This window comes from Mycobacterium sp. DL99 (assembly GCF_004762045.1).
GTDB lineage: Bacteria > Actinomycetota > Actinomycetes > Mycobacteriales > Mycobacteriaceae > Mycobacterium.
In genome coordinates, this window is record NZ_SJOM01000007.1 from 696,632 (window position 1) to 718,544 (window position 21,913).

The following is a 21,913-nucleotide window of genomic DNA, read 5'->3' on the forward strand; positions in this document are numbered from 1 at the left end:
AAGTGGGAGCTAACGCGGTCGAGCTGACCACCGATCAGGCCTGGTTCCTCGCCGAGGTACTCGGTGCCGGGGCGTACCCGTGGGTGCTGGCCATCACGCCGCCCTACAGCGAACCGGCGCAGCGGTTCGGCTTCGCCGCCGAGCAGACCGCTGAACTGACCAGGATGGGTGTGCTCGACGCCAGTGGTGAGGTCAATCCGCGCGTGGCGCAATGGGTTCGGCTGGCTTGCCGGGCAACTCAGTGGCTCGACCTGCGGTTTGTCTCCGGTCCGGGGGATCTGCTGCGCGGCATCGTTGCGCGGTCAGGTGGTCCGACCGGCCGGACTGTTGTGGTGTTGCGCAACGCGCAGCTGGTGACGTTCACCGAGATGGACATCCACCACCCCCACGCGCTGGTCCCGGTGCTCACCGCCGGTCTGTCGCAACGCAGGCCGGCGCGGTTCGGGGAGTTCGCCCTGCCGGCCGCGGCCGGCGCCCGTGCCGACGAGCAGATCCGCAACGGCACCCCGCTGATCGAAGTGCTGGGATTCCTCGGTGTCCCGGCCTCGGCCCGCCCGATCGTGGAATCGGTGTTCGACGGACGGCGTACCTACGTCGAGATCGTCGCCGGAGAACACCGTGACGGTCACCGGGTCACCACCCAGGTGGGGGTCAGCATCATCGACACCCCCGAGGGACGGATTCTGGCCTCCCCGTCAAAAGCCTTTGACGGGGAATGGATTTCGACCTTCACGGCGGGCACGTCCGAAGCGATCGCGATGGCGGTCGAACGGCTGACCGCCTCGCTGCCCAGCGGCTCCTGGTTCCCCGACCAGCCGCTCATCCGCGACTTCGACGAAGTTGCGACAACCGAAGACCACGCCCACCGAGATTCACGCTCCATGAGAAGAACCCAGAAAGCATAGGAATGTCCGACAACACTGTGATGCCGATCGTCCGGGTGGCCGTGCTGGCCGCTGGAGACGACGGCGGCCGGCTGACCGAGATGGCCCTGCCGTCCGAGCTGCCGTTGCGTGAGATCCTGCCCGCGGTCCAGCGCATCGTGCTCCCCGCCGGGGGCGACGGTGCCGATAGCGGCGACAACGGCGCCGGCGACCCGGTACGGCTGAGCCTGGCCCCGGTCGGGGGTGCGCCGTACAGCCTGGATGCCACGCTCGACACCGTCGGTGTGGTGGACGGTGATCTGCTTGCGCTGCAAGCCGTTCCCGCCGGGCCGGCTGCCCCGCGCATCGTCGAGGACATCGCCGACGCCGCCGTGATCTTCTCCGCGGCCCGCGAGCGCCCGTGGGGCCCTGCGAACATCGCGCGGTACGCGTCGCTGGCCCTGATCGGGCTGATCCTGGTGGGCACCGGCCTGGCCGTCGCCCACCGCGTGGTGACCGGTGAACTGCTCGGACTGTTCGTCGTCGGCGGCATCGCCATCGCCACCGTGCTGGCCGCGCTGTCGACCAGGGGCCGCTCCCCGGTACTGGCCACCGCGCTGGCCGCCACCGCGCTGGTTCCTGTCGCGGCGGTGTTCGCGCTCGGTGTGCCAGGCGATTTCGGTGCGCCCAGCATTCTGCTGGCGGCGGCCGGAGTCGCCGCATGGTCCTTGATCAGCATGGCGAGCTCGCCCGATGACCGGGGCATCGCGGTGTTCACCGCGACCGCGGTGGCCGGAGCCGGCGTCTTGCTGGTCGCCGGAGCGGCCTCGCTGTGGGAGATCAACTCGACGGTCATCGGGTGTGCGCTGATCGTCATCGCCCTCGTGGTCACCGTTCAGGCCGCCCAGCTGTCCGCGATGTGGGCCCGATTCCCGCTGCCGGTCATCCCGGCGCCGGGCGATCCGTCCCCGTCGGCGCAGCCGCTTTCGGTGCTGGCCGACCTGCCGCGCCGGGTCCGGGTGAGCCAGTCGCATCAGACCGGTGTGATCGCCGCGGGCGTGCTGCTCGGTGTGGCCGGGTCACTGGCGCTGGTCGGTTCGCCGACCGCGTCGCCGTGGGCCTGGTACGTCGTGGTGGCCGGTGCGCTCGGTGCCGCCCTGCGGGCCCGGGTCTGGGACTCGGCCTCGTGCAAGGCATGGCTGCTGGGGCATCCCTACCTGCTGACCGTTGTCTTGTTGGTGGCCTTCGCGATCGACGGCCGCTATCAGGCCGCGTGGTGGGCGCTGGCCGTGCTGGCCGCCCTGGTGGTGGTGTGGGTTGTCGCGGCGCTGAATCCGCGGGCCGCGTCGCCGGACACGTACTCGCTGCCGATGCGCCGCCTGGTCGGCTTCCTGGCCACCGGCCTCGACGCCTCGCTGATTCCGGTGATGGCTTTCCTCATCGGGCTGTTCAGCCTCGTCCTCGACAGGTGATGAATCGGTGATCCACAAGAGCCTGGGTGTTCTGGCCACAGCCGGTCTGGTGCTGTTGGTCGGCTCCCCGTCGGCGGGCGCCGTCAGCCCGCCCGAGGTCGACCCACAGGTCGCCCCGCCGGCCGGCAGTGCCGGTCCGGTGGAGGCGATGGCGCAGCGCTCGGCGTGCGCCACCACCGGCGTGCTGCCGGGTACCGATCCCGGCGCGGTCAACCCGAATCAGTTGGCGCTCAACCTGTCCGGTGCATGGAAGCAGAGCCGCGGACAGGGCCAGACCGTCGCCGTCATCGACACCGGGGTGCAGCCGGGACCCCGGCTGCCTCACGTCGAAGGCGGCGGTGACTTCATCGAGTCCACCGATGGGCTGACCGACTGTGACGGCCACGGCACCTCGGTGGCCGGTCTCATCGCCGGGCAGCCCGGACCCGACGGCTTCTCCGGTGTGGCGCCGGAAGCCCGGCTGATCTCGATCCGGCAGAACTCGCCACGATTTGCCCCGCGCGCAACCGGCACCGATATGGCCGAGGCCCGCGCCGCGGCCGACGTGGCCAGCCTGGCCCGGGCCGTGGTGCGCGCGGCAGACATGGGTGCGCGCGTCATCAACATCTCCGTCGTGACCTGCATGCCCGCCGACAAACACATCGATCAGACCGAACTCGGTGCGGCACTGCGTTATGCGGCGGTCGAGAAGGACGCGGTGATCGTCGCGGCCGCGGGTAACACCCAGGGCGGGGTCACCACCGGATCGGCGTGCGGGTCCAATCCGCTTGGCGATGCCGGCGTTCCGGGCGATCCGCGTAACTGGGGCGGCGTCTCCTCGGTTTCCATCCCCTCGTGGTGGCAGCCCTACGTGCTGTCGGTCGGGTCGCTGAACGCGACCGGTCAGCCTTCCGGGTTCACCATGGCCGGGCCATGGGTGGGCATCGCGGCGCCGGGGGAGAACATCTCCTCGGTGAGCAACGCACCAGGCGGTGGATTGTCCAACGCCATGCCCACCGATCGGGACAAGCTGGTCCCGCTCAACGGCACCAGCTATGCCGCGGCGTACGTATCCGGCGTTGCGGCCCTGGTGCGCAGCAAGTTTCCCGACCTCAACGCGCGGCAGGTGGTGCACCGGCTGACCACGACCGCCCAGGGCGCCGCCCGCTCGCCGTCGAACGTGATCGGTGCCGGAGGTGTCGATCCGGTGGCCGCGCTCACCTGGGACGTCGCCGATATGCCGCTGGACGGTCCGGCGGATCCCGCAGGCAAACCCATTGCCGCACCGGCAGAACCGGCCCCGCGTGACAACACCGGGCGAATCGTCGCTTTCGCCGGTACCGGAGCACTTGCGCTGGCGGCCATCGCCGTTGCGTTCAGCGCATACAGACGGAAGGACCATTCATGACCGCCCGACTTGCGTTGGCGTCCCTGTTCATCGTCGCGGCGGTACTGGCCCGGCCGTGGCAGACCGACACCGAGCGGTGGGTGCTCGGCGTCTCCGTCGCCGCGGTGGTGCTGCTGCTGGCGTGGTGGGGTGGGTTGTTCCTGACGACGCGCATCGCCCGGTGCATCGGGGTGTGGCGGCGCAACCTGGCCAAGAAGCAGCCTACGGAGGCGGTCGATTCGGAGACCGTCGTGCTGCGGGTCGATCCCGCCGACCCGGCCCAGCTTCCGGTCGTGGTCAGCTACCTGGACCGGTACGGCATCCGCTGTGACAAGGTCCGCGTGACCCACCGCGACGCCGGTGGTGCGCGACGTAGCTGGATCAGCCTGACCGTGGCCGCCACCGACAACCTCGATGCGTTGCGTGCCCGGTCCTCGCGAATCCCGTTGCGGGACACCACGGAAATTGTCGGGCGTCGGCTCGCCGATCATCTGCGCGAGCAAGGCTGGACGGTCACGCTCGTCGACGGGGTGGATTCACCGCTTCCCGACCCGGGCAAGGAAACCTGGCGTGGCGTCAAGGATGACTCCGGATATGTTGCGGCATACCGTGTCAGCGTCAGCGACAAGCTGGAGGCCGTGCTGGCCGAGATCGGCGCGGTGCCGGCCCAGGAGACCTGGACCGCACTGGAGTTCACCGGATCTCCGGCGCAACCGCAGTTGACAGTGGGAGCGGTGTTCCGCACCGAGGACCGCCCGGCACGCAAGGCTCCGCTGGCGGGCCTGAAATCGGCCGCCGGCCGGCATCGCCCGGCGTTGGCAGCGTTGAACCCGTTGTCTGCGGACCGTCTGGACGGCACCCCCGTCGCGGTGCCGCAGGCGGCGGCGTCAGTCGAACATGAAGTCCTGCAGGAAGCGGGTCATCCGGCGTAGGTAGTCCGGCTGGCTCACATGCAGCAGGTGGTTGCCGGGGAACCAGTGGAACGCGCAGCGATCCCAGTGTTCCCACAGCATCTCGGCTTGCTGCGGCGGGGCCAGCCGGTCACCGAGGCCGGTGATGATCAGCCGTCGTTCCTTGGGGACCAGGGGCCGGTAGTTGAGCGGTGAGGCGTACCGCGCCGCCGCTTCCGTCAACGCCGGGTCGGTTCCGGACATGCACCGTTGCAGGGCCACCAGCTTGTTGGCCGGGAACCACTCGTCGACCGTGCGATCCGGCGTCACCACCGGGACATTCGGGACCACGGCCTGAATCCGGTCGTCCACACTGGCCAGCAGTGCCGAGGTGAAGCCACCCAGGGAGATGCCCGTCAGGGCCACCCGATCGACACCGGTGGACTCCAGATAGTCGATCACGGAACGGAAGTCGTGCACGGCCTGGGCCATGGCCTCGGAGAAACCGGCGAATCCGTGAGAGAAGAATCCGTAACCGCTGAACGGTGAGAACCGTTCGGCGCGGCGACCGTGAAACGGCAGGGTGTACAACAACACGTCGTACCCGGAGCGGTAGAACCACGGCAAGGACAGGAACAGGCCGTTCGCCAGATACGGCGACCCCATGAACCCGTGGATCACACACAACGTGGGATGCGGTCCGTCATTGTGGCGCCAATGCTGGGCCCGCACAACGTTGTTGCGGGTGAACCCGCTCCAGAGGTCGCGTAGCCCGGGGTTGACCGCGGTGAAGCTGCTGTCGAACCGGATGTTCTCCACCTGGCCGTGGGCGATCATCTCGGCCACTGGATTGGCCGGGCGGGTGGATACCCGGGGTGGCCGGGTGGGCGCCGGGAACGACACCGCCGGATCTTGAGCGGCGGCCAGATCGGCGTAGAAGCGCATGTGGTCGTGCTCGGTCCGCGACGCCGACGGATGCAGCATCGACGCCAGCGTGGTCGGCACCATCGACGTCGCCACGATGGAGGCGACCCCGGTGCGCAACGCGATGTCGGCGATCGCGGAGGCGTCGACGATGGCCCGCTGCCGCAAGGTCAGGTCGGAACGCCGTGGCAGGCCGCGTGCACCGGCTTCCCCGCCGGGGACGTCGGGAACAGGGATCGGGGGTTCCACCGGGTCCGGGTCCACGATTCCCGATGCTAGCTAACTGCTCAGCTCAGCCCGAACAACTTCGCGGCGTTGTCGTGCAGAACATTGCGGCGCCAGGTGTCGTCGACACCCGGCAGGTCGATCAGGTGGTGCACGGCCTCGGCGTACCCGTAGGGGATGTTCGGGAAGTCGCTGCCGAAGAGGATGTGCTCACCCAGGTCTTTCAGCCGGTCTATCTCCGAGGTGGGGAACGGCATCATCTCTTCGACGAACGGGGTGAACGCCATCGTGGTGTCCAGCCGCACGTTGTCGTAGCGCTCGGCGAGATCCAGGAACGCGGAGTACTCGGGCATGCCCATGTGCGCGATGATCAGCGGCAGGCGCGGGTAGCGGCCTAACAGCCGGGCGATCGGCTCCGGGCCGGTGAAGTCTCCGGGCGCCGGGCCCGAGCCGCAATGAATGACGACGGGGATACCGGCGTCTTCGATCTGCCCCCAGACCTCGTCGAGCAGGGGATCGTTCGGCTCGTAGTTGCCCACCTGGATGTGCGCCTTGAACACCTCGGTGCCTGCGGCGATGGCGTCAGCGACGTAGCTCGCGGCCTGTTCTTCGGGGTAGAACGTGGCGGTGGCCAGGCAATCCGGGGTGTCCTGCGCAAAGCCTCGCGCCCACTGATTCAGCCAGGCCGCCATATCGGGCTTGTGCGCGTAGATCAGCGAGGAGAACCGGAGGATGCCGAACTCCCGCAGGGTGGCGACCCGCTGTGCCTCGTCGGCGCGGTACGTGATGGGCCATTCCCGGCCGATCAGCGGGCCCTGGCTGTCGAAGTACTGCCACACCTTGTCCATCACGTTCTTGGGCATGAAGTGGGTGTGTACGTCGACGATGCCGGGCAGGCCCAGCTCGGTCCAGATCTTCCGCACTTTTTTCGATTCATCCATCGCCGACGATCATGCACCGGCCGCCGAGGGCGGGGATGATCGGGTGGGTGTGGAACCCCGAGACGTATCTGACCTTTGCCGACCACCGCGGGCGGCCGTTCTACGACCTGCTCTCGCGGGCTGCGGCAAAGACGCCGCGGCGCGTGGTCGACCTGGGGTGTGGGCCGGGCAACCTGACCGAGACCCTGTTGCAGCGTTGGAGCGGGGCCACGCTGGAGGCCTGGGACAGCTCACCGGAGATGGTCGAGGCCGCGCAGGCGCGCGGGCTCGAGGCACACGCCGGGGCGATCGAGGACTGGAACCCACAACCCGACACCGACGTGGTGGTCTCCAACGCGGCCTTGCAGTGGGTGCCCTCGCATCGCGAACTCGTGGTGCGCTGGGCCGGTCAGCTGCCGGCCGGGGCGTGGATCGCTTTCCAGGTACCGGGCAACTTCGATGCGCCCTCCCACCACGCGGTGCGTGCGCTGGCCCGGCGAGAGCCGTTCATCGAGCCGCTGCGTGATATGCCATGGCGTGACGTGGGCCAGGTGGACACACCCGTTCAATACGCCGGACTGCTGACCGATGCGGGCTGCGTGGTGGACGCCTGGGAGACCACCTATGTGCACCAATTATCAGGTGAGACACCGGTTCTGGACTGGATCACCGGGACGGCTCTGACTCAGGTGAAAGGCCGGCTCAGCGAAGAGCTGTGGGAGCAGTACCGCCAGGCGATCATCCCGATGCTGGCCGAGGCGTATCCGAAGCGGGATGACGGCATCACGTTCTTCCCGTTCCGTCGCGTGTTCGTGGTCGCTCAGGTTCGGTAGTCATTACCTACGACGTAATCGATTTTCGGATCGCCGGCGGTGAGCATTGACGCATGCCGACATTCAAGACCGCAGACCGCACCGACATCCACTACACCGACACCGGGTCCGGACCGGTCCGGGTCTTCACCCACTCGTGGGGACTCAATGCGGGCCAGTGGGATCAGATCATCGAACATCTGGTGCACAAGGGTTTTCGGTGTGTCAGCTACGACCGGCGCGGCCACGGAAGTTCTGGTGCCTACGAGGGCGAGTGGACGGTGGATCTGCTTGCCGACGACCTGGCCGCGCTGTTCGATCACCTGGATCTCGACGACGTCACGTTGGTCGGGCACTCCCTGGGATGCGGTGAGATCGTGCGCTACCTCAGTCGACACGGGGTGGACCGGGTGGATCATGCGGTGCTCGTGGCGCCTCAGCTCCCGATGGTCGTGAAAGCGGAGGACAACCCGGACGGTGTCGATGAGGCCATCCTCGACGCGGTAACGGCCGAGCTGGAACGCGATGTGCGGCAATGGTGTGTCGACAACGCCGCCCCCTTCTTCGGAGACCACGAGGTGTCACCCGAGGTGGTCGAGTGGACCGTGGACCAGGTCGCCGACCTGCCTGTCGCGACTCTGGTGGGCACCCAGCAGATGGGCGCCCACGCCGACTACCGTGCCGAGCTTGCCGACCTCGAACTTCCGGTTCGGGTGATCCAGGGCGATGCCGATGTGTCGACGCCCATCGAGCTCTCCGGGCGTCCCACGGTCGCGCTACTGCCGAACGCGGAGCTCATCGAGATCCCCGGTGCCGCCCACGGGCTGTATGTCACCCACGTCGACCGCGTCATCGCCGCGATTTGTGCACCTCCGGTAACGCTGGCCGTTACGGGAGGTGCACAAATCACGAGTTAGTCCGCGATTTGTGGAGTTTCAGCCGTGCTCGATACGGCCAAGACTCCACAAATCACGAGTTAGTCCGCGATTTCGGTGCATTCAACGGCGCTGACCGCCGCTGAATGCACCCAAATCGCTGGTTAGCGGCGGGTGTTGAGCAAGTCAATGACCTGCTGGACCAGGTCGTCGATGACGGCGCCGGTGGTGTCGAGCACCAGGTCGGGATTCTCGGGCGCCTCGTAGGGAGCGTCGACGCCGGTGAGCCCGGTGAGCTCACCGGCCCGGGCCCGCGCATAGAGCCCCTTGGGATCGCGGCGCTCGCACTCGGCCAGTGACGTCGCCACGTGTACTTCGATGAACGGCAGCTTGGCGGCGTCGTTGAGGGCCCGGGCGGTGTCCCGGTCGGACTTCAGTGGCGACACCAACGACGCCAGCGCCACCACACCCGCATCGGCCAGCAGCCGGGTCAAATGCCCTACGCGGCGGATGTTCTCGGTCCGGTCACCGGCCGAGAATCCGAGGTCATCGGACAGGCCGTGACGCAGGTTGTCGCCGTCGAGCAGGTAGGCCACCTGGCCCGATTCGACCAGGGCCCGTTCGACGGCCACCGCCAGCGTGGACTTGCCCGAGGCGGGCAGGCCGGTGAACCAGATGGTGGCGCCGCGCTGGCCCGTGCTGTTCCAGCGGTAGTCGCGGTCCAGTGACGACGGATGCCATTTGATGTCGGACCGGTTGTGCCCGCTGGGCTTGAGTTCACGCGCCTGCACGATGATCCCGGCGCCGACGGTGTCGTTGGACACCTCGTCGATCAGGATGAACGCACCGTTGTCGCGGTTGTCGGCGTAGTTGTCGGCCACCAGCACCGAGCTGGTGCGCAACGTGACCGAGCCGATGTCGTTGAGCGCCAGCTCAACCGGGGTCTCGACCTCGTCGAGGGTCTCCGGATCGAGCTTGGTGTGCAGCTCCTGGACCGTGGCCCGTACCGTGCGGGTGCCCTGCTTGAGGGCCAGCCGGTCGCCCGCGCGGAGCGGGTTGTCGAAGAACCAGCACACCGTCGCGTCGACTTCCCGGGCCAGCACCGGCACCACGGCCTCCGAGGACCCGCTGACGAAGACATCACCGCGCCCGACGTCGATATCGTCGGCCAGCTCGATCGAAACCGAGAGCGGCGCAACGCCTACCGATCGGTCGTCGTCCAGGGTGTCCAGGGCCGTCACGATCGAGCGGGTACCGGCAGGCAGGCTCACGACGGGGTCACCGACCTGAAGAGTGCCCGCCGACAGCCGGCCGGTGTAACGGCGACGCTGTTCGGTAGTCGGCCGGGACACCCACTGCACGGCCAGCCGCAGGCTCGCCGGGTCAGCATGGGGCGCCGCCAATTCGATGCCTTCGAGGTATTCGAGCAGGGTGGGCCCGTCGTACCAGCGGGTGTTCTCGGAGCGGTGCACGACGTTGTCGCCGAGCTTGGCGGCGATCGGGATGACGGTGAGGTCGAGCCCGCCGAGCCGGTCGGCGACCTGTTGCAGCTCCTGCTCGACCTCGGCGAACCGGCCCTTGTCGAAGTCGACCAGGTCGATCTTGTTGACCGTGGCGACGAAGTGCTTGATGCCCAACAGTTTTGCGATGCGGGCATGGCGCCGGGTCTGGCGTAGCACCCCGGCCCGGGCATCGACCAACAGGATCGCCACGTGCGCATTGGAGGCGCCGGTGAACATGTTGCGGGTGTAGCGCTCGTGCCCGGGAGTGTCGGCCAGGATGTAACTGCGGGTGGCGGTGGAGAAGAACCGGTAGGCCACGTCGATGGTGATGCCCTGCTCCCGCTCGGCGCGCAAGCCGTCGGACAGTGCCGCCAGGTCCGCCACACCGTCCGAATCGGTCACGGCCTCAAGATGATCCAGCGGCAGGCTGTCGGTGTCGTGCAGCAGGCGGCCGATCAGGGTGCTCTTGCCGTCATCGACCGAACCGGCGGTGGTGATGCGCAGCAATTGACGAGTAGACATCAGAAATAGCCCTCCCGTTTGCGGTCTTCCATCGCGGCGACGGACGTGCGGTCATCGGCGCGGGTCTCGCCGCGTTCCGAGACGGTGGCCGCCGAGATCTCGGTGATCACCCGGTCGATAGTGGTGGCCTCCGACCGCACGGCGCCGGTGATGGTGAGATCGCCGACCGTGCGGTAGCGCACCCACTCCACCGCCGCCCGTTCGGCACCGACCGGCTGGGCGTACTCCGACACCGCGAGCAGGATGCCGTCGCGTTCGAAGACCTCGCGCTCGTGAGCGAAGTAGATCGACGGCAGCTCAAGGTTTTCCAGCTCGATGTAGCGCCAGATGTCGAGCTCGGTCCAGTTCGACAGCGGGAACACCCGGACCTGCTCACCTTTGCGGATCCGGCCGTTGTACAGCGACCACGGTTCGGGGCGCTGGGCCCGCGGATCCCATTGACCGAACTCGTCGCGGAAACTCAGGATGCGTTCCTTGGCACGTGCCCGCTCCTCGTCACGGCGGGCGCCGCCGAACGCCGCGTCGAATCCGCCGGCCTCCAGCGCGTCCAACAGCGTGCGGGTCTGCTGCCGGTTCCGGGAGGCTCCCGGCCCCGGATCGGCGACCCGGCCGCTGTCGATGGTCTCCTGCACCGAGGCCACGACCAGCTTGTGGCCAAGCCCGGTGGTGCGGCGGTCGCGGAATTCGATGACCTCGTCGAAGTTGTGCCCGGTGTCCACGTGCAGCACCGGGAACGGCAACGGCGAAGGGCGGAAAGCCTTCTCGGCCAGGCGCAGCAGGACGATGGAATCCTTGCCGGCGGAGAACAGCAGCACCGGGCGCTGCAACTCGGCAACCACCTCGCGGATGATGTGCACCGCTTCGGCTTCCAGCAGCCGCAATTCGTCGACATGCAACAGATCAGTGACTGTCATACCGGCAACCCCTCCTTCTCGGCATCGCGGCGGTAGCGATCCACCCATTCGTCGGACCGCTGGTCGGCCTGGCGTTCCAGCACCGGATGCGGGGCCAGTCGCGGGTCCAGGCCGAGCGCCTCGAGCACTGTGGCCACCACGGTCGTGAGGTTGCGCCACAGATAGGGATACGACACGTCGATGGGGGAGATGTTCTCCTCGGCGAACCAGGAGCGCCAGCCCTCCTCCTGGGCCTGCAGCATCTTGATCACGTGCGCGATGGCGCCGGCGTGGTACTCGGCGCGCGCATCGCGTACCGGATCGGGTCGTCCGCGCCAGACCCTGGTCTGCACCGCGCGCCAGAACGAAACCGCCTGTGACACAACGTCGGGACGGTAGACGTGGATCAGCACCGGGTCGCTGCCGATGACATCGCGGATCGCGGCGAGCAGACCGGGCCCGGAACGCTCGGGAAGGCCCTCGGCGCGCTCCAGCAGCAACGGGCTCTGGTTCCACATCAGCTTGCCGCCCCACACCCCGTTGGGGGTTCGGCCGACCGTGCGGACGTAATCGCGCCAGATCTCCGAGGGGGCCAGATCCGGCTTACCTTCGACCAGCGGATCGAGCAGGCGCAGGATCGACTCATCCTCGACGCCGGTGAACCATTCCCGGGGCTGCGGCGACATGCTGGTGGTCGGCAGGTACTGGAAGAACTCCTGGGGCTCGCCGGCCATACCGGTGGCGCGCAGGGATTCCACCAGCAAGGTGCTGCCGCTGCGCTGGGAAGCGAGCACCAGGTAGGCAGTCGGATGATCTGACATGGGCGAGACTCTAACCATCATTGATTTGCGGCGCCTATTCGAAGAAGCGTCAAGAGTTTTTATTCACCGAGATGAAAACTATTGATGGGTATCGGTGATGCCGCGGTCGGCGGCGATGGCGGATCGGCTGGTGGCGGGTCGGCCGTGAATGCTCAGATATGTCTGGGTATAACGCTCCGAGATGCGGGTGCCCGCGAATTCGGAGGGTATGACGTCGAGGGTCTTCTGACGCCAGTCGTTCAACGACAGTGCGAGGTTCTCCGCGATCGCCTCGTCCTTGTCGGTGGCATCGGGTCCGAGCAGGTTGTTGCGTTCGGTCGGGTCCGCGACGAGGTCGTACAGTTCGCGACCGGGCCGGGGGCTCAGGACCGTGTCGCCGAGCACCCGTCCGGGTGGGCTGTCGGCGATATCCCACGGCAGGTCCAACAATGGCCGTGCCGCGTAATTCTCGATATAGCTGTATTCCTTTGTGCGGATGGCTCGAATGGGGTCGAAAGAATCGTGATAGGTCTTTGTGGTGTACACCTCGGATCGGATCTCGCCGGTTTCCGTGGAGGTTTCCCGGAGGTTGCTGGCGTGTGACAGCCCTTCAACGTCGCCGGGGATTTCGACGCCGAGTAACTCCAGCAGCGTGGGCAGCAGGTCGACCCCGCTGAACAACTCGTCGTAGCGGCGCGGCGCAACGGCGGAACCCCGCGGCGGACGCACGATCAGTGCGATGCCGGTGCCTGCGTCGTACAGCGTCGACTTGGCCCGGGGCAGCGCCGGCCCGTGGTCGGTCATGAAGACCACCCACGTGTTCTCGTCGAGGCCGGCGGCGGTCAGGGCATCGAGCAGTTCGCCCACCTTGGCGTCGGCTACCGCGATCGATCCGTAGAACTCGGCGAGATCGTCGCGCACGTCGCCGGTGTCGGGCAGATAGTCGGGCACCTCGACGGTCTCCGATTCGGCCGGTTCGTACCGGTCTCGGGGATATGGGCGGTGCGTCTCGAAGAATCCGGCGGTCAACAGGAACGGTTGTTGCGGAGCATCGGCCAGCCACGCGGTGGCCTGCTCGACGACGTACTCGCAGAACGAATTCGACACGTCGAACTCGTCGTAGCCGAGGTTGGCCGGGTATGAGGTCTCGTGTTGCATGCCGAACAGTGCGGTGTGCCAACCTGATTCGGCGAGAAGATGGGGGAGGGTGCGTACCCCGGCGCGGTACTCCCAGCCATGGTGGGCCAGGCCAACCAGGCCGTTGCTCTGCGGGTACCGGCCGGTGAACAGCGATCCTCGCGACGGTGAGCACAACGGCGCGGTGGCGTGCGCGCGGGTGAACAGGATTCCCTCGGCGGCGAGCTGGTCGAGGTGCGGGCTGGCCACGTCGGGGTGGCCGTATGCGCCGAGATAGCGCCCGAGGTCATGCCAGTGCACGACCAGCAGGTTCTGCTGTTGCGGCTCGGTCACGTCACATCCTTTCCGTTCACCCTACGACCGAACAGGCTGAACCTCTGGCCTGCAACCGTTTGGCTCACCGAGAGCCACTTATTCGACGGGGCGTCGTCGGTAGGGTGGAGGCCATGCCGACTGCCACCGAACCTGCTGTGGTCAGCGGTTATGAGGCCCGCTGGGAGCAGCACAACACCGAGCGGCGCGCCCAGATCCTGCAGGCGGCGGTCGCCTTGATCGAGGAGAATCCACCGGGCGCCGAGATCTCCATGGTGCGTATCGCGGACCGCGCCGGGGTGGCGAAGTCGGTGGTGTACCGCCAATTCGCCGGCAAGGACGAGCTCGAGCGACGGGTCCGGTCCTATGTGTTCGACGATTTCGCGGCGGTGCTCGACACCAACCTCGACGTGTCCTACGGCTCGCTGCGCGAGATCCTGACCCGCACCGTGGCGGCGGTGGCGGATTGGATGCTCGATCACCCGCGCCTCGACGAGTTCGTCCGGCGCGGGCCGACATTCGACAGCGACGGCTCGCTGGACGCGATGAGCGAGCTCAAGCTCCGCATGACCAGGCAGTCCGAGGGGATCATCGCCACGATCGCCCAGACCATCGGGGTGGATGACATCGCGTTCAAAACGGTCCCGTTCGCGGTGGTGACGATGGTGGAGGCCACCGTGTCGGCGTGGATCCGCGGTGCGGCGCCGGAGCGGTCATGCGAAGAGATCGTGACGCACCTGGCCGATTTCGCCTGGTATGTCCTGGACGGCGCGGCCCGCGCGAGCGGGCTGGAGATCAACCGCGACGACGAGTTCACCGCGGTGATCGCCGCGCTGATGAACCGTCAGAGCTAAGGGTGGTACGGCACCCCGACCGCGCGGAAAACGTATTCCGGCCCGACGTCGAAGGCCAGGGACCGGCGGGGCAGCTGCGTCAGGACTTCGTCCGGTATCGCGGTCTTGAAGTGCAGCGACAATCGGCCGTGGCAGCGCCGGTCGATCTCGGCCACATCGGCCGTCAGGGTGAGCCCGGTCGGGTCAAGTTCGGCGTGCATCGCACCGACCTGCGGCGCCGACCACGGTTGGTCGATGCTGCGGCCGGCAAGCTTGGGCAGGGTGGACATGGTGGCCAGCGCGCGGTAGTTGGTCAGAGCCAGCGCACCGGCATAGCTGGCGACGCTGCCCGCCGATCGCAGGCCCGGGATCGTTCCGGTGAAGCGCCTGGTCACCGGGACGTATTCGGCGAGAAAGAGGATGCCTTCGGCTTCGGCTTCGGCCCGCAGACCCTCCGGAAGAGCGCCGATGTGCATCAGCTTTCGCAGGATCAGTGCCATGTGTTCGACGGTAGCGCGCAAACATGGCAAATCGGTTGGAGCTGGTAGAGATGATCTGGTGAAAACCGGGGCCAGGTGGCTGATCGTGAGCGCGGTAGTGGCCGTCGCGGTGTATGCGGCGCTGTGGGTCGGCTACGCGATGCAGTGGACGTGGCTGGCCGACCTGGACGACGCCGGGCTGGCCGGCCCGTACCGGTACGGCGCGGCGCACCCGGGCTGGGTGACGGCCTGGAACGTGTTCTGCACGGTGCTCGGGCCCTTCGCGTTCCGGTTGCTGGCGCTGGTGATGATCGTCTTTGCGCTGCGGCGACGACAACGGCGTATCGCGCTGTTCCTGTTCTTGACCGTTGAGGTCAGCGCGGTGACGACCGAGGTGGCCAAGTTTCTGGCGGATCGTCCGCGCCCGGCCACCGCGCTGGTCCACGCGCTCTCGACCTCGTTCCCGTCTGGGCACGCGCTGGGCGTGATGGTCTCGGTGCTGGCCCTGTCGGTTCTTGCCTGGCCGACGCTTCGCCCGTGGCTGCGGGGCTGGTGGGTGGCGGCCGGGGTGCTCGTGGTCGTCGCCATCGGGGTGGGGCGGGTCGTGCTCAATGTCCACCACCCCTCCGATGTGATGGCCGGCTGGGCACTGGGCTACGCCTGGTTCGTGGCGGTCTACCTGCTGTGCCCGCCGTATCCGGCAGTCGTCACGGCAGCGGACGAAACACCGGCAGCGCCCGGTACCGCACCGTGAAGCTGGCCTCGCTGAGCGCCTCGCCGACCTCGCCGTCGTGGGCCACGGTGGTGGGGCCGTCGACCGCGGTGAACCGGAACTGCGGCACCTGTAGTTCGTGATACAGCGGGCTGCGTTCCAGCCGGCCGAGTGCCACGGCCGTCGCGATGCGCAGCCGGCTGAAGCGCCGCCCGGTCTCCAGGATGCGCACGTCGATCAGTCCGTCGTCCAGGCGCGGGCGTTGTGACGGGGCGAATCCGGACGGGAAGTACGTCGAGTTGCCCAGGAAGAACAACTCGGTCTCAAGGGTCTTGTTGTCATAGCTGATGCGGACCGGGGCTTCCCGGCGCAGCGTGAGGTACAGCGCGTACATCCCGGCCAAGCGCTTGCCCATCCGGTGCTCGAGCCTCTCCCGGGTGCGCACGTACTTCGGGTAGGCGCCGATGCTGGCGGTGTTGATCACCATGCGTTCCTCATTGAGGCAGACCAGGTCGACGTAGGCTGCGGAGCCTTCGGTGATCGCCTTGACGGTCTGGGCCACCGAATCGCAGCCGATGTCCTTGGCGAAGTGGTTGAACGTCCCGCCGGGGAACACCGCAAGCGGAACACCCGCGTCGACGGCGATGCCTGCCGCGCCTGCCACCGTCCCGTCGCCGCCGCCCACGGCGAGCACATCGGTACGGGCGGCCGTCTCCCGCAGCACCGCCTCGATGTCGTCGTCATCGCCGAGTTCGATGATTTCGGTGCGCGGCAAGGCTTTTCGGACGTCGTCGATGATTCGCGCGCCGGTCCCGTCGCCGGAGGCCGGGTTGATCACCAGGGTGACGCCTGCGCCGTCCGGCCGCGGCTCGGTGGGGAACCGCAGCGGATCGGACTTCGGCAGGGTGGCGGCGGGGATGGTGGGGACGACGCGGGCGCCGAGGACCGCGATCGCGGCGCCGATGCCGAATCCGGCGAACACGTCACCGGGATAGTGCGCGCCGGTGGCGACCCGGGACAACCCGACCAGGCCGGCTAGCAGCGCCAACGGCAAGCCGGCCGCCGGGGACTCCAGGCCGACCCCCACCGCGAAGGCCGCGGCGCTCGCAGAGTGGCCCGACGGCAGCGAATGCGATGTCGGCATGCGTCGGATCCGCCGCGCCACCGGGATCAGGCGGTGATCCGGCCGGGGCCGCCGCCAGATCCGCTTGGCCACCTGATTGGTCACCAGGCTGGTGACGGCCAGGCTGACCACGCCGCGCGCAGCGCCGCGCCGCACCGAGGTGCTGCCCAGCGCACCCATCGCCGCCGCGATGGCGAACCACAGCTTGGAATGGTCTGCTGCCCTGGTCAGCCCGGGCATCACGGAGTCCAGTAGCGGGCTCGGTGACTCGGCCACAGCCTCGAAGACCTCCCGGTCCAAGGTGCCCAGTCCCTTGCCGATCGCGCGCACGTCCATGGCGCCAACGTAACCGTCGCGACCGGATCGTGCTCCAAGCTTTATCCGGCCGAGAGCCACGGCTACGACGATGGACGGATGCGCCGACTGCTCGCCCTGCTGTGTGCCGGGGTGCTGGCACTGGCATGCGCGCCCACCGCGGGTGCCGTCGACCCACCCTGGTTCGCCCCCTCGGTCGGCAACGCCACCCAGGTGATTTCGGTTGTCGGCGTGGGTGGTTCGAAGGCCAAGATGGATGTCTGGCAACGGGGGCCCGCAGGATGGCAGCCGATCGGTGCCGGGATACCGGCCAACATCGGCGCCAATGGAATGGCCCCGCAGACTCATGACGGTGAAATGAAGACGCCCATGGGCATTTTCACCCTCGACTTCGCGTTCGGTACCGCACCCAATCCCGGCGGGGGCCTGCAGTACGTGCAAGTCACGCCCGACCATTGGTGGGACGGCGACATGAAGAGCCCGACCTACAACACCATGCAGGTGTGCCAGAAGGCGCAGTGCCCGTTCAACACCGACCCGAGCAGCGGGACCGAGAACCTGGACATCACGGCCTACAAGCACGCCGTGGTGATGGGCGTCAACAAGGCCAGGGTGCCCGGCAACGGTGGCGCGTTCTTCGTGCACACCACCGATGGCGGGCCCACGGCCGGCTGCGTCGCGATCGACGACGCCACCTTGGTGAAGATCATGCAGTGGCTACGGCCCGGCGCCGTGATCGCCGTCGCAAAGTAGCGCGTCAAATGTTAAGGGCGGTACCGGGTTCCAGCTTGAAGTTCAGCCCCTCCAACGACAGCGTGGCGTCGTAGGTGCGGTCGTAGCCGGTGGCGCTGATCTTCCAGCCGTCGGCCGTACGGCGGTAGCGGTCGTGATAGAACGCCGAGCCGAACAACATGAAGTTCACGCTGGGGACGATCACGCGGTCTTGCAGGTACCAGGTGGCGGTGGCCTCGTCACCGTTCACCTCGATCTCCGGGTGCGCGACGCGATGCTCGGTGATGACCTCCGGGCCCAGCGAGCTCTTCATGTATTCGACCAGCGAGTCGCGGTCGGTGAAGTGCAGCGTCTTGCCCATGGACTGCCCGTAGTCGCCGGCGATGTCCTCGGTGAGGGTGTCGGCGAACTCGTCCCAGTGCTTGGTATCGAGGGCCCTCAGGTACCGGTATTTGACTTGCTTGATGTCGTCGATGTCACCCATGCCCGACATTGGAGCACACCACGGGCAGGCGCAATAGCCTCTGTGACCACTGTGGTGAACGTGCAGGCCTTCGCGGCGGAACCACGGCGTTCGGCTCGAGAAGCGGCACGTTCGCCGCAGTGGCTGAAACCGTTTGCCAACGTGGCGATTTGATCTTCGTCCAGGGTGACCATTGCTATTCCTGTGTGACGCATTAGCGTTGCTGGGGCGGTCAAAAGCGCACCGGCCGAACATGCCTGGCCGCGCAGGCGCGGAGTGTCGGAAGGCTCCGGGGCTGCACTGCGGCTATCGTGACGAGCGTTATGAGCGGCCCGTTGGGGTTGTCGATCGGGACCACCAACTTGGTTGCGGCGCGTGTCGGCAATCAACCTGTCAGCCGGCGTTCGGTGTTGACCTTGTCGACCGACCGGACGCCGCAAGTCGGCATGCCCGAATCCGGTTCCGGCGTCACCCTGAGCGGCTTTGTCGAGCGGGTCGGCGATCCGGTGCCCCTCGTGGCGCCCGACGGTGCGTCCTATCCCGCCGACACTCTGCTGGTCGAGGCCCTCGATGCGATGGTGGAACTCGCGGGTGGACCATCCGATCAGTTGGCCATCGCCGTGCCCGCGCACTGGGGTGCACCCACGATGCGTGCCCTGCGCAATGCGCTGCGCACCAACCCCAGCTTCTCCCGCGACGGCCGGCCGCCCCGGCTCGTCCCCGACGCCGTCGCCTCACTGGCCGCACTGCGGGCCAACCCGGGCCTGCCGCCCAACGGCGTGGTGGCACTGCTGGATTTCGGTGGCGGCGGCACCAGCATCACGCTGGCCGACGCCGCGTCGGCGTTCGAGCCGATCGACGAGACCACCCGCTATCCCGATTTCTCCGGTGATCAGATCGACCAGGCGTTGCTGACGCACGTGCTTGACGGGGTCGCTCAGGCCGGCGGCATCGATCCGGCCGGCACCGCGGCGGTCGGGTCGTTGGCTCGGCTGCGTGAGGAATGCCGTCAGGCCAAAGAACGGCTGTCGGCCGACACCGCGACCGATCTGGTGGTGGAACTGCCCGGCTATTCCGCCACCGTGCGGGTGACCCGCACCGAACTCGAGTCGTTGATGCAGGCTCCGCTTGCCGGCGTGTTGGACGCGCTCGAAAAAGCGTTGGAGCGCAACGGGATCAGTTGGCCGGCTGTCTCAGCAGTGGTGACCATCGGCGGCGGTGCGAGCATTCCGCTGGTCACTCAACAACTTTCGGAACACTCGCAGGCCGTGGTGGTGACCACTCCGCAGCCCGCGCTGGACGCGGCGATCGGTGCTGCCTTGTCCGCCGCCTACCTCGCCGAGGCCGATGCGCAAACGGGTATGGCGCCGACCCTGGGGGTGGCGGCCGCGGTGCCGACGGCCGGAATCCCTCCCGCCGCACAGGGTTCTGAAGGTTCATCGACGTTCCGGGCGCTGGCGTGGTCTGAAGATGATGCGGACGACGACGTGGTGCCCTACACCGGACCCGACCTCGTGGATTCCTACGGCAGCGAGACCGCGGCGCGGCCGGCCGTGCAGTACGTCCCGCCGACCGGTCCGATCGAGCAGCCGCGCGGCGGATGGGAGCGGTTGCCGCTGACGGTTTTCGCCGTGGCCGCCGCTCTGGTCCTCGTCGCCATCGGCGGGGTGACGTATGCATTGACCAGCGCGACGGGCAGCGCCCCGAGTTCAGAGGTCAAGCCGCCCGAGTCCAAGCCGTTGCCTCCGCAGGAGGTGGCCCCCAGCCCGGTCGAGGCCCCACCGCCGGCCCCGGTCGAGCCGCCACCGGCCCCTGAGCCCGTGACCCAGGCGCCTCCGCCGGTCACGGTGACCCAAGCACCGCCGCCACCGGTGACCGAGACGCGTGTCGTCACGCAGACGACCACGCCGCCACCCGTCACGACCACCACCACGACGACGCCGACCACCACAACAACCACAACGCCGCCGACGACTACCACGACGACGCCGACCACAACCACCACGACGACGAACCCGATGACGACGACGTACGTCACCGTGCCGTTCGTCCCGGTGCCGATTCCGATCCAGGTGCCGAACCGGGGTGAGACGCAGCAGCCTCAGCCCCAGTACCCGTACCAGCAGCAACCCCAGTACCCGTACCAGCAGCAGCCGCAGTATCCGTTCCAGCCTTTCCAGTGACGAAATACGCTTGAGCGGGCTACCTTTCGATCAACAATCGGGAGGCACTGTGAACCGCATCCATGCTGTCGTCGTCGGAGCCGTCATCGCCACATGTGTGTCGGCCGCACCCGCCGCCGCCACCCCCGCTGAAGGCGACGTGGTGCGCACCGATCTGGGCAAAGGCACCACCACCGCACCGATCTGGGTGGTCACCGCGGGCCAGCCCACCACGTTGTACGTGCAGAGCCTGCTGCTCAAACCCGGAGCCGGTAGCGGTTGGCACAGCCATCCCGGATGGGAGCAGTCGGTGATCAACGAGGGGGCCGTGGTGGTGCAGACCGCGGCTGATTGTGCACCCGTGGAGTACACCGCCGGCCAGGCTGCCGTCATTCCCGCCGGGGTGGCGCACCGGGTGACCAATGAGGGCGCCGCCGATGCCGATGTCGTGGTGACCTACACCCTGCCCGCCGACGTTCCGGTGCGTGACGACGCGCCTGCAGTGTGTCCCTAGCTGCGGAAACGGGTGTGGCCCTGCGAAACTTTGGGCAGGGGTCAGATATCTGCGTAAGAGTTCGGTTAAAGTTCTGCTGTGCCTGAGATGGATCGTCGCAGTGTGATGTTCATGATGGGTCTGGGGGTGGCAGCGGCTGCATTGCCTGCCGGGATGGCGAACGCCGACCCGGCTGTTGGTGATAACCCGCCGGCGCCTGCCCCTGGAGCGCCCACCCCGCCCGCTGCCGCCTCGGCGCAGCCGACCTTCCTGTTCCAGGATGAGTTCAACGGCCCGGCCGGCTCTCCGCCGGACCCGGCGTGGTGGCACCTGGTGCCCGAGCGCGAGATGATCAAGAATCCGGTCGAGTGGGACAAGCCGTTCAATATGGGCCGCTACGTCACCGACACCGAGCATGCGTTCCAGGATGGCAAGGGCAACCTGGTGATCCGCGCGACGCGCGGCCCGGGCACCACGATCCAGGAGAAGTACGCGAGCGCCAAGGTCGTCGGAAACTGGCGCGGCGGCATCGGCACCACCTGGGAGGCCCGGGTCAAGCTCAACTGCCTGACCGACGGCGCCTGGCCCGCGTTTTGGCTTCTCAATGACGATCCCGTCCGCGGCGGCGAGGTTGACCTCGTCGAGTGGTACGGCAACCGGGACTGGCCGTCGGGCAGCACCGTGCACGCCCGCCTGGACGGTGAATCGTTCGCCACCGACCCGCACCCCATCGACAGCGGGTGGCACACCTGGCGGATGTCGTGGACGCCGACGGGCATGTACTTCTGGAAGGACTATGCCCCCGGCATGGAGCCCTTCTTCACGGTTCCGGCGAACTCGTTGGATGACTGGCCCTTCAATGACCCGGGCTACACCCTGGTGCCGGTGTTCAACATCGCCATCGGCGGCTCGGGTGGCCGCGATCCGAGTGGCGGCAGCTACCCGGCCGAGATGCTGGTCGACTGGATCCGCGTCTTCCAGGGCTGATTTTTCTTGCGACGAAACTACGGGTTCTGGCGTATTTCACGTCAGAGCCCGTAGTTTCGGCGTTTGTGGCGCGCGGCTAGAAGCTCTCTTGACAGGGTGTC

At 67.6% G+C, this 21,913-nt stretch carries 21 protein-coding genes; 12 read left to right on the forward strand and 9 right to left on the reverse strand.

The genetic code is table 11. From position 1 onward, the window contains the following. Window positions 1-2 precede the first annotated feature (2 nt). From EYZ64_RS03495 to eccE, 4 genes are read left to right on the forward strand one after another with little or no spacing between them, the layout of a single operon-like run. A complete protein-coding gene (locus EYZ64_RS03495) occupies window positions 3-905 on the forward strand; it encodes an ESX secretion-associated protein EspG (protein ID WP_135451875.1) in 903 nt (300 codons plus the stop codon). Window positions 906-907: 2 nt separating this feature from the next. Continuing rightward, window positions 908-2,335: a type VII secretion integral membrane protein EccD gene (gene eccD / locus EYZ64_RS03500; RefSeq protein WP_135451876.1), complete on the forward strand. Its 1,428-nt coding sequence runs from the start codon at window positions 908-910 to the stop codon at window positions 2,333-2,335. Window positions 2,336-2,342: 7 nt separating this feature from the next. Next, window positions 2,343-3,722, forward strand: a complete 1,380-nt coding sequence (gene mycP, locus EYZ64_RS03505; RefSeq protein ID WP_135451877.1) for a type VII secretion-associated serine protease mycosin — start codon at window positions 2,343-2,345, stop codon at window positions 3,720-3,722. Continuing rightward, window positions 3,719-4,633: a type VII secretion protein EccE gene (gene eccE, locus EYZ64_RS03510; protein ID WP_135451878.1), complete on the forward strand. Its 915-nt coding sequence runs from the start codon at window positions 3,719-3,721 to the stop codon at window positions 4,631-4,633. The genes mycP and eccE overlap by 4 nt, the downstream gene beginning before the upstream one ends. Here eccE and EYZ64_RS03515 read toward each other — a convergent pair. Continuing rightward, entirely contained in the window at window positions 4,589-5,779 is a 1,191-nt protein-coding gene (locus EYZ64_RS03515) for an alpha/beta hydrolase family protein (protein ID WP_135451879.1), read from the reverse strand. The genes eccE and EYZ64_RS03515 overlap by 45 nt on opposite strands. Before the next feature lie 23 nt (window positions 5,780-5,802). Further along, window positions 5,803-6,681 (reverse strand): amidohydrolase family protein, encoded by an 879-nt coding sequence (locus EYZ64_RS03520; protein WP_135451880.1) that lies wholly within the window; start codon window positions 6,679-6,681, stop codon window positions 5,803-5,805. 47 nt (window positions 6,682-6,728) lie between these two features. Between EYZ64_RS03520 and EYZ64_RS03525 the strand changes: the two genes are divergently transcribed. Then, a complete protein-coding gene (locus EYZ64_RS03525; RefSeq protein WP_135459788.1) occupies window positions 6,729-7,493 on the forward strand; it encodes a trans-aconitate 2-methyltransferase in 765 nt (254 codons plus the stop codon). A 53-nt stretch (window positions 7,494-7,546) separates the two neighbouring features. Beyond that, entirely contained in the window at window positions 7,547-8,389 is an 843-nt protein-coding gene (locus EYZ64_RS03530) for an alpha/beta fold hydrolase (RefSeq protein ID WP_135451881.1), read from the forward strand. A gap of 122 nt (window positions 8,390-8,511) precedes the next feature. Here EYZ64_RS03530 and cysC read toward each other — a convergent pair whose 3' ends face one another. The 4 genes from cysC to EYZ64_RS03550 form a co-directional block, all read right to left on the reverse strand. Further along, entirely contained in the window at window positions 8,512-10,371 is a 1,860-nt protein-coding gene (gene cysC / locus EYZ64_RS03535) for an adenylyl-sulfate kinase (protein WP_135451882.1), read from the reverse strand. Continuing rightward, window positions 10,371-11,285 carry a sulfate adenylyltransferase subunit CysD gene (gene cysD / locus EYZ64_RS03540; protein WP_135451883.1) on the reverse strand — a complete coding sequence of 305 codons (915 nt, stop codon included), beginning with the start codon at window positions 11,283-11,285 and terminating at the stop codon, window positions 10,371-10,373. The genes cysC and cysD overlap by 1 nt, the downstream gene beginning before the upstream one ends. Further along, window positions 11,282-12,085: a trehalose 2-sulfotransferase gene (stf0, locus tag EYZ64_RS03545; protein WP_135451884.1), complete on the reverse strand. Its 804-nt coding sequence runs from the start codon at window positions 12,083-12,085 to the stop codon at window positions 11,282-11,284. The genes cysD and stf0 overlap by 4 nt, the downstream gene beginning before the upstream one ends. A 78-nt stretch (window positions 12,086-12,163) precedes the next feature. Continuing rightward, complete coding sequence (locus tag EYZ64_RS03550; protein WP_135451885.1) at window positions 12,164-13,534, reverse strand: sulfatase family protein; 1,371 nt, start codon at window positions 13,532-13,534, stop codon at window positions 12,164-12,166. Window positions 13,535-13,647: 113 nt separating this feature from the next. Here EYZ64_RS03550 and EYZ64_RS03555 point away from each other — a divergent pair, with 113 nt between their 5' ends. Beyond that, the gene (locus EYZ64_RS03555; RefSeq protein ID WP_135451886.1) at window positions 13,648-14,367 is read left to right on the forward strand and encodes a TetR/AcrR family transcriptional regulator; all 720 of its coding nucleotides are present in this window, start codon (window positions 13,648-13,650) and stop codon (window positions 14,365-14,367) included. On the opposite strand, the gene EYZ64_RS03560 is transcribed toward EYZ64_RS03555, so the two are convergent. Continuing rightward, a complete protein-coding gene (locus EYZ64_RS03560; protein ID WP_135451887.1) occupies window positions 14,364-14,846 on the reverse strand; it encodes a hypothetical protein in 483 nt (160 codons plus the stop codon). The two genes, EYZ64_RS03555 and EYZ64_RS03560, sit on opposite strands and share 4 nt — an antisense overlap. Window positions 14,847-14,931: 85 nt before the next feature. Between EYZ64_RS03560 and EYZ64_RS03565 the strand changes: the two genes are divergently transcribed. Then, entirely contained in the window at window positions 14,932-15,579 is a 648-nt protein-coding gene (locus tag EYZ64_RS03565; protein ID WP_286174601.1) for a phosphatase PAP2 family protein, read from the forward strand. On the opposite strand, the gene EYZ64_RS03570 is transcribed toward EYZ64_RS03565, so the two are convergent. Continuing rightward, complete coding sequence (locus EYZ64_RS03570) at window positions 15,533-16,996, reverse strand: bifunctional phosphatase PAP2/diacylglycerol kinase family protein (RefSeq protein WP_135451889.1); 1,464 nt, start codon at window positions 16,994-16,996, stop codon at window positions 15,533-15,535. The genes EYZ64_RS03565 and EYZ64_RS03570 overlap by 47 nt on opposite strands. A 78-nt stretch (window positions 16,997-17,074) precedes the next feature. Here EYZ64_RS03570 and EYZ64_RS03575 point away from each other — a divergent pair, with 78 nt between their 5' ends. Then, window positions 17,075-17,728 (forward strand): L,D-transpeptidase family protein, encoded by a 654-nt coding sequence (locus tag EYZ64_RS03575; protein ID WP_135451890.1) that lies wholly within the window; start codon window positions 17,075-17,077, stop codon window positions 17,726-17,728. Window positions 17,729-17,732: 4 nt separating this feature from the next. Here the strand turns inward: EYZ64_RS03575 and EYZ64_RS03580 are convergent, their stop codons facing one another. Continuing rightward, window positions 17,733-18,191 (reverse strand): nuclear transport factor 2 family protein, encoded by a 459-nt coding sequence (locus EYZ64_RS03580; protein WP_210115458.1) that lies wholly within the window; start codon window positions 18,189-18,191, stop codon window positions 17,733-17,735. Between the two features lie 302 nt (window positions 18,192-18,493). Here EYZ64_RS03580 and EYZ64_RS03585 point away from each other — a divergent pair, with 302 nt between their 5' ends. The 3 genes from EYZ64_RS03585 (at window position 18,494) to EYZ64_RS03595 (ending at window position 21,812) form a co-directional block, all read left to right on the forward strand. Next, window positions 18,494-20,353 carry an Hsp70 family protein gene (locus EYZ64_RS03585; RefSeq protein WP_135451892.1) on the forward strand — a complete coding sequence of 620 codons (1,860 nt, stop codon included), beginning with the start codon at window positions 18,494-18,496 and terminating at the stop codon, window positions 20,351-20,353. A gap of 49 nt (window positions 20,354-20,402) precedes the next feature. Then, on the forward strand, window positions 20,403-20,846 hold the full coding sequence (locus EYZ64_RS03590; RefSeq protein ID WP_135451893.1) for a cupin domain-containing protein: 444 nt from the start codon (window positions 20,403-20,405) through the stop codon (window positions 20,844-20,846). Between the two features lie 87 nt (window positions 20,847-20,933). Continuing rightward, window positions 20,934-21,812 carry a glycoside hydrolase family 16 protein gene (locus tag EYZ64_RS03595; RefSeq protein ID WP_167858073.1) on the forward strand — a complete coding sequence of 293 codons (879 nt, stop codon included), beginning with the start codon at window positions 20,934-20,936 and terminating at the stop codon, window positions 21,810-21,812. Window positions 21,813-21,913: the final 101 nt, after the last annotated feature.

Excerpts from the sequence above, each read along its gene's own strand:
- EYZ64_RS03595 (WP_167858073.1), top strand. The coding sequence starts at position 20,934 with ATGGATCGTCGCAGTGTGATGTTCATGATGGGTCTGGGGGTGGCAGCG.
- EYZ64_RS03560 (WP_135451887.1), bottom strand. The coding sequence starts at position 14,846 with ATGGCACTGATCCTGCGAAAGCTGATGCACATCGGCGCTCTTCCGGAG.
- stf0 (WP_135451884.1), bottom strand. The coding sequence starts at position 12,085 with ATGTCAGATCATCCGACTGCCTACCTGGTGCTCGCTTCCCAGCGCAGC.
- cysC (WP_135451882.1), bottom strand. The coding sequence starts at position 10,371 with ATGTCTACTCGTCAATTGCTGCGCATCACCACCGCCGGTTCGGTCGAT.
- eccE (WP_135451878.1), top strand. The coding sequence starts at position 3,719 with ATGACCGCCCGACTTGCGTTGGCGTCCCTGTTCATCGTCGCGGCGGTA.
- EYZ64_RS03580 (WP_210115458.1), bottom strand. The coding sequence starts at position 18,191 with ATGGGTGACATCGACGACATCAAGCAAGTCAAATACCGGTACCTGAGG.
- eccD (WP_135451876.1), top strand. The coding sequence starts at position 908 with ATGTCCGACAACACTGTGATGCCGATCGTCCGGGTGGCCGTGCTGGCC.
- EYZ64_RS03520 (WP_135451880.1), bottom strand. The coding sequence starts at position 6,681 with ATGGATGAATCGAAAAAAGTGCGGAAGATCTGGACCGAGCTGGGCCTG.
- EYZ64_RS03585 (WP_135451892.1), top strand. The coding sequence starts at position 18,494 with ATGAGCGGCCCGTTGGGGTTGTCGATCGGGACCACCAACTTGGTTGCG.
- EYZ64_RS03555 (WP_135451886.1), top strand. The coding sequence starts at position 13,648 with ATGCCGACTGCCACCGAACCTGCTGTGGTCAGCGGTTATGAGGCCCGC.
- EYZ64_RS03575 (WP_135451890.1), top strand. The coding sequence starts at position 17,075 with ATGCGCCGACTGCTCGCCCTGCTGTGTGCCGGGGTGCTGGCACTGGCA.
- EYZ64_RS03570 (WP_135451889.1), bottom strand. The coding sequence starts at position 16,996 with ATGGACGTGCGCGCGATCGGCAAGGGACTGGGCACCTTGGACCGGGAG.
- cysD (WP_135451883.1), bottom strand. The coding sequence starts at position 11,285 with ATGACAGTCACTGATCTGTTGCATGTCGACGAATTGCGGCTGCTGGAA.
- EYZ64_RS03530 (WP_135451881.1), top strand. The coding sequence starts at position 7,547 with ATGCCGACATTCAAGACCGCAGACCGCACCGACATCCACTACACCGAC.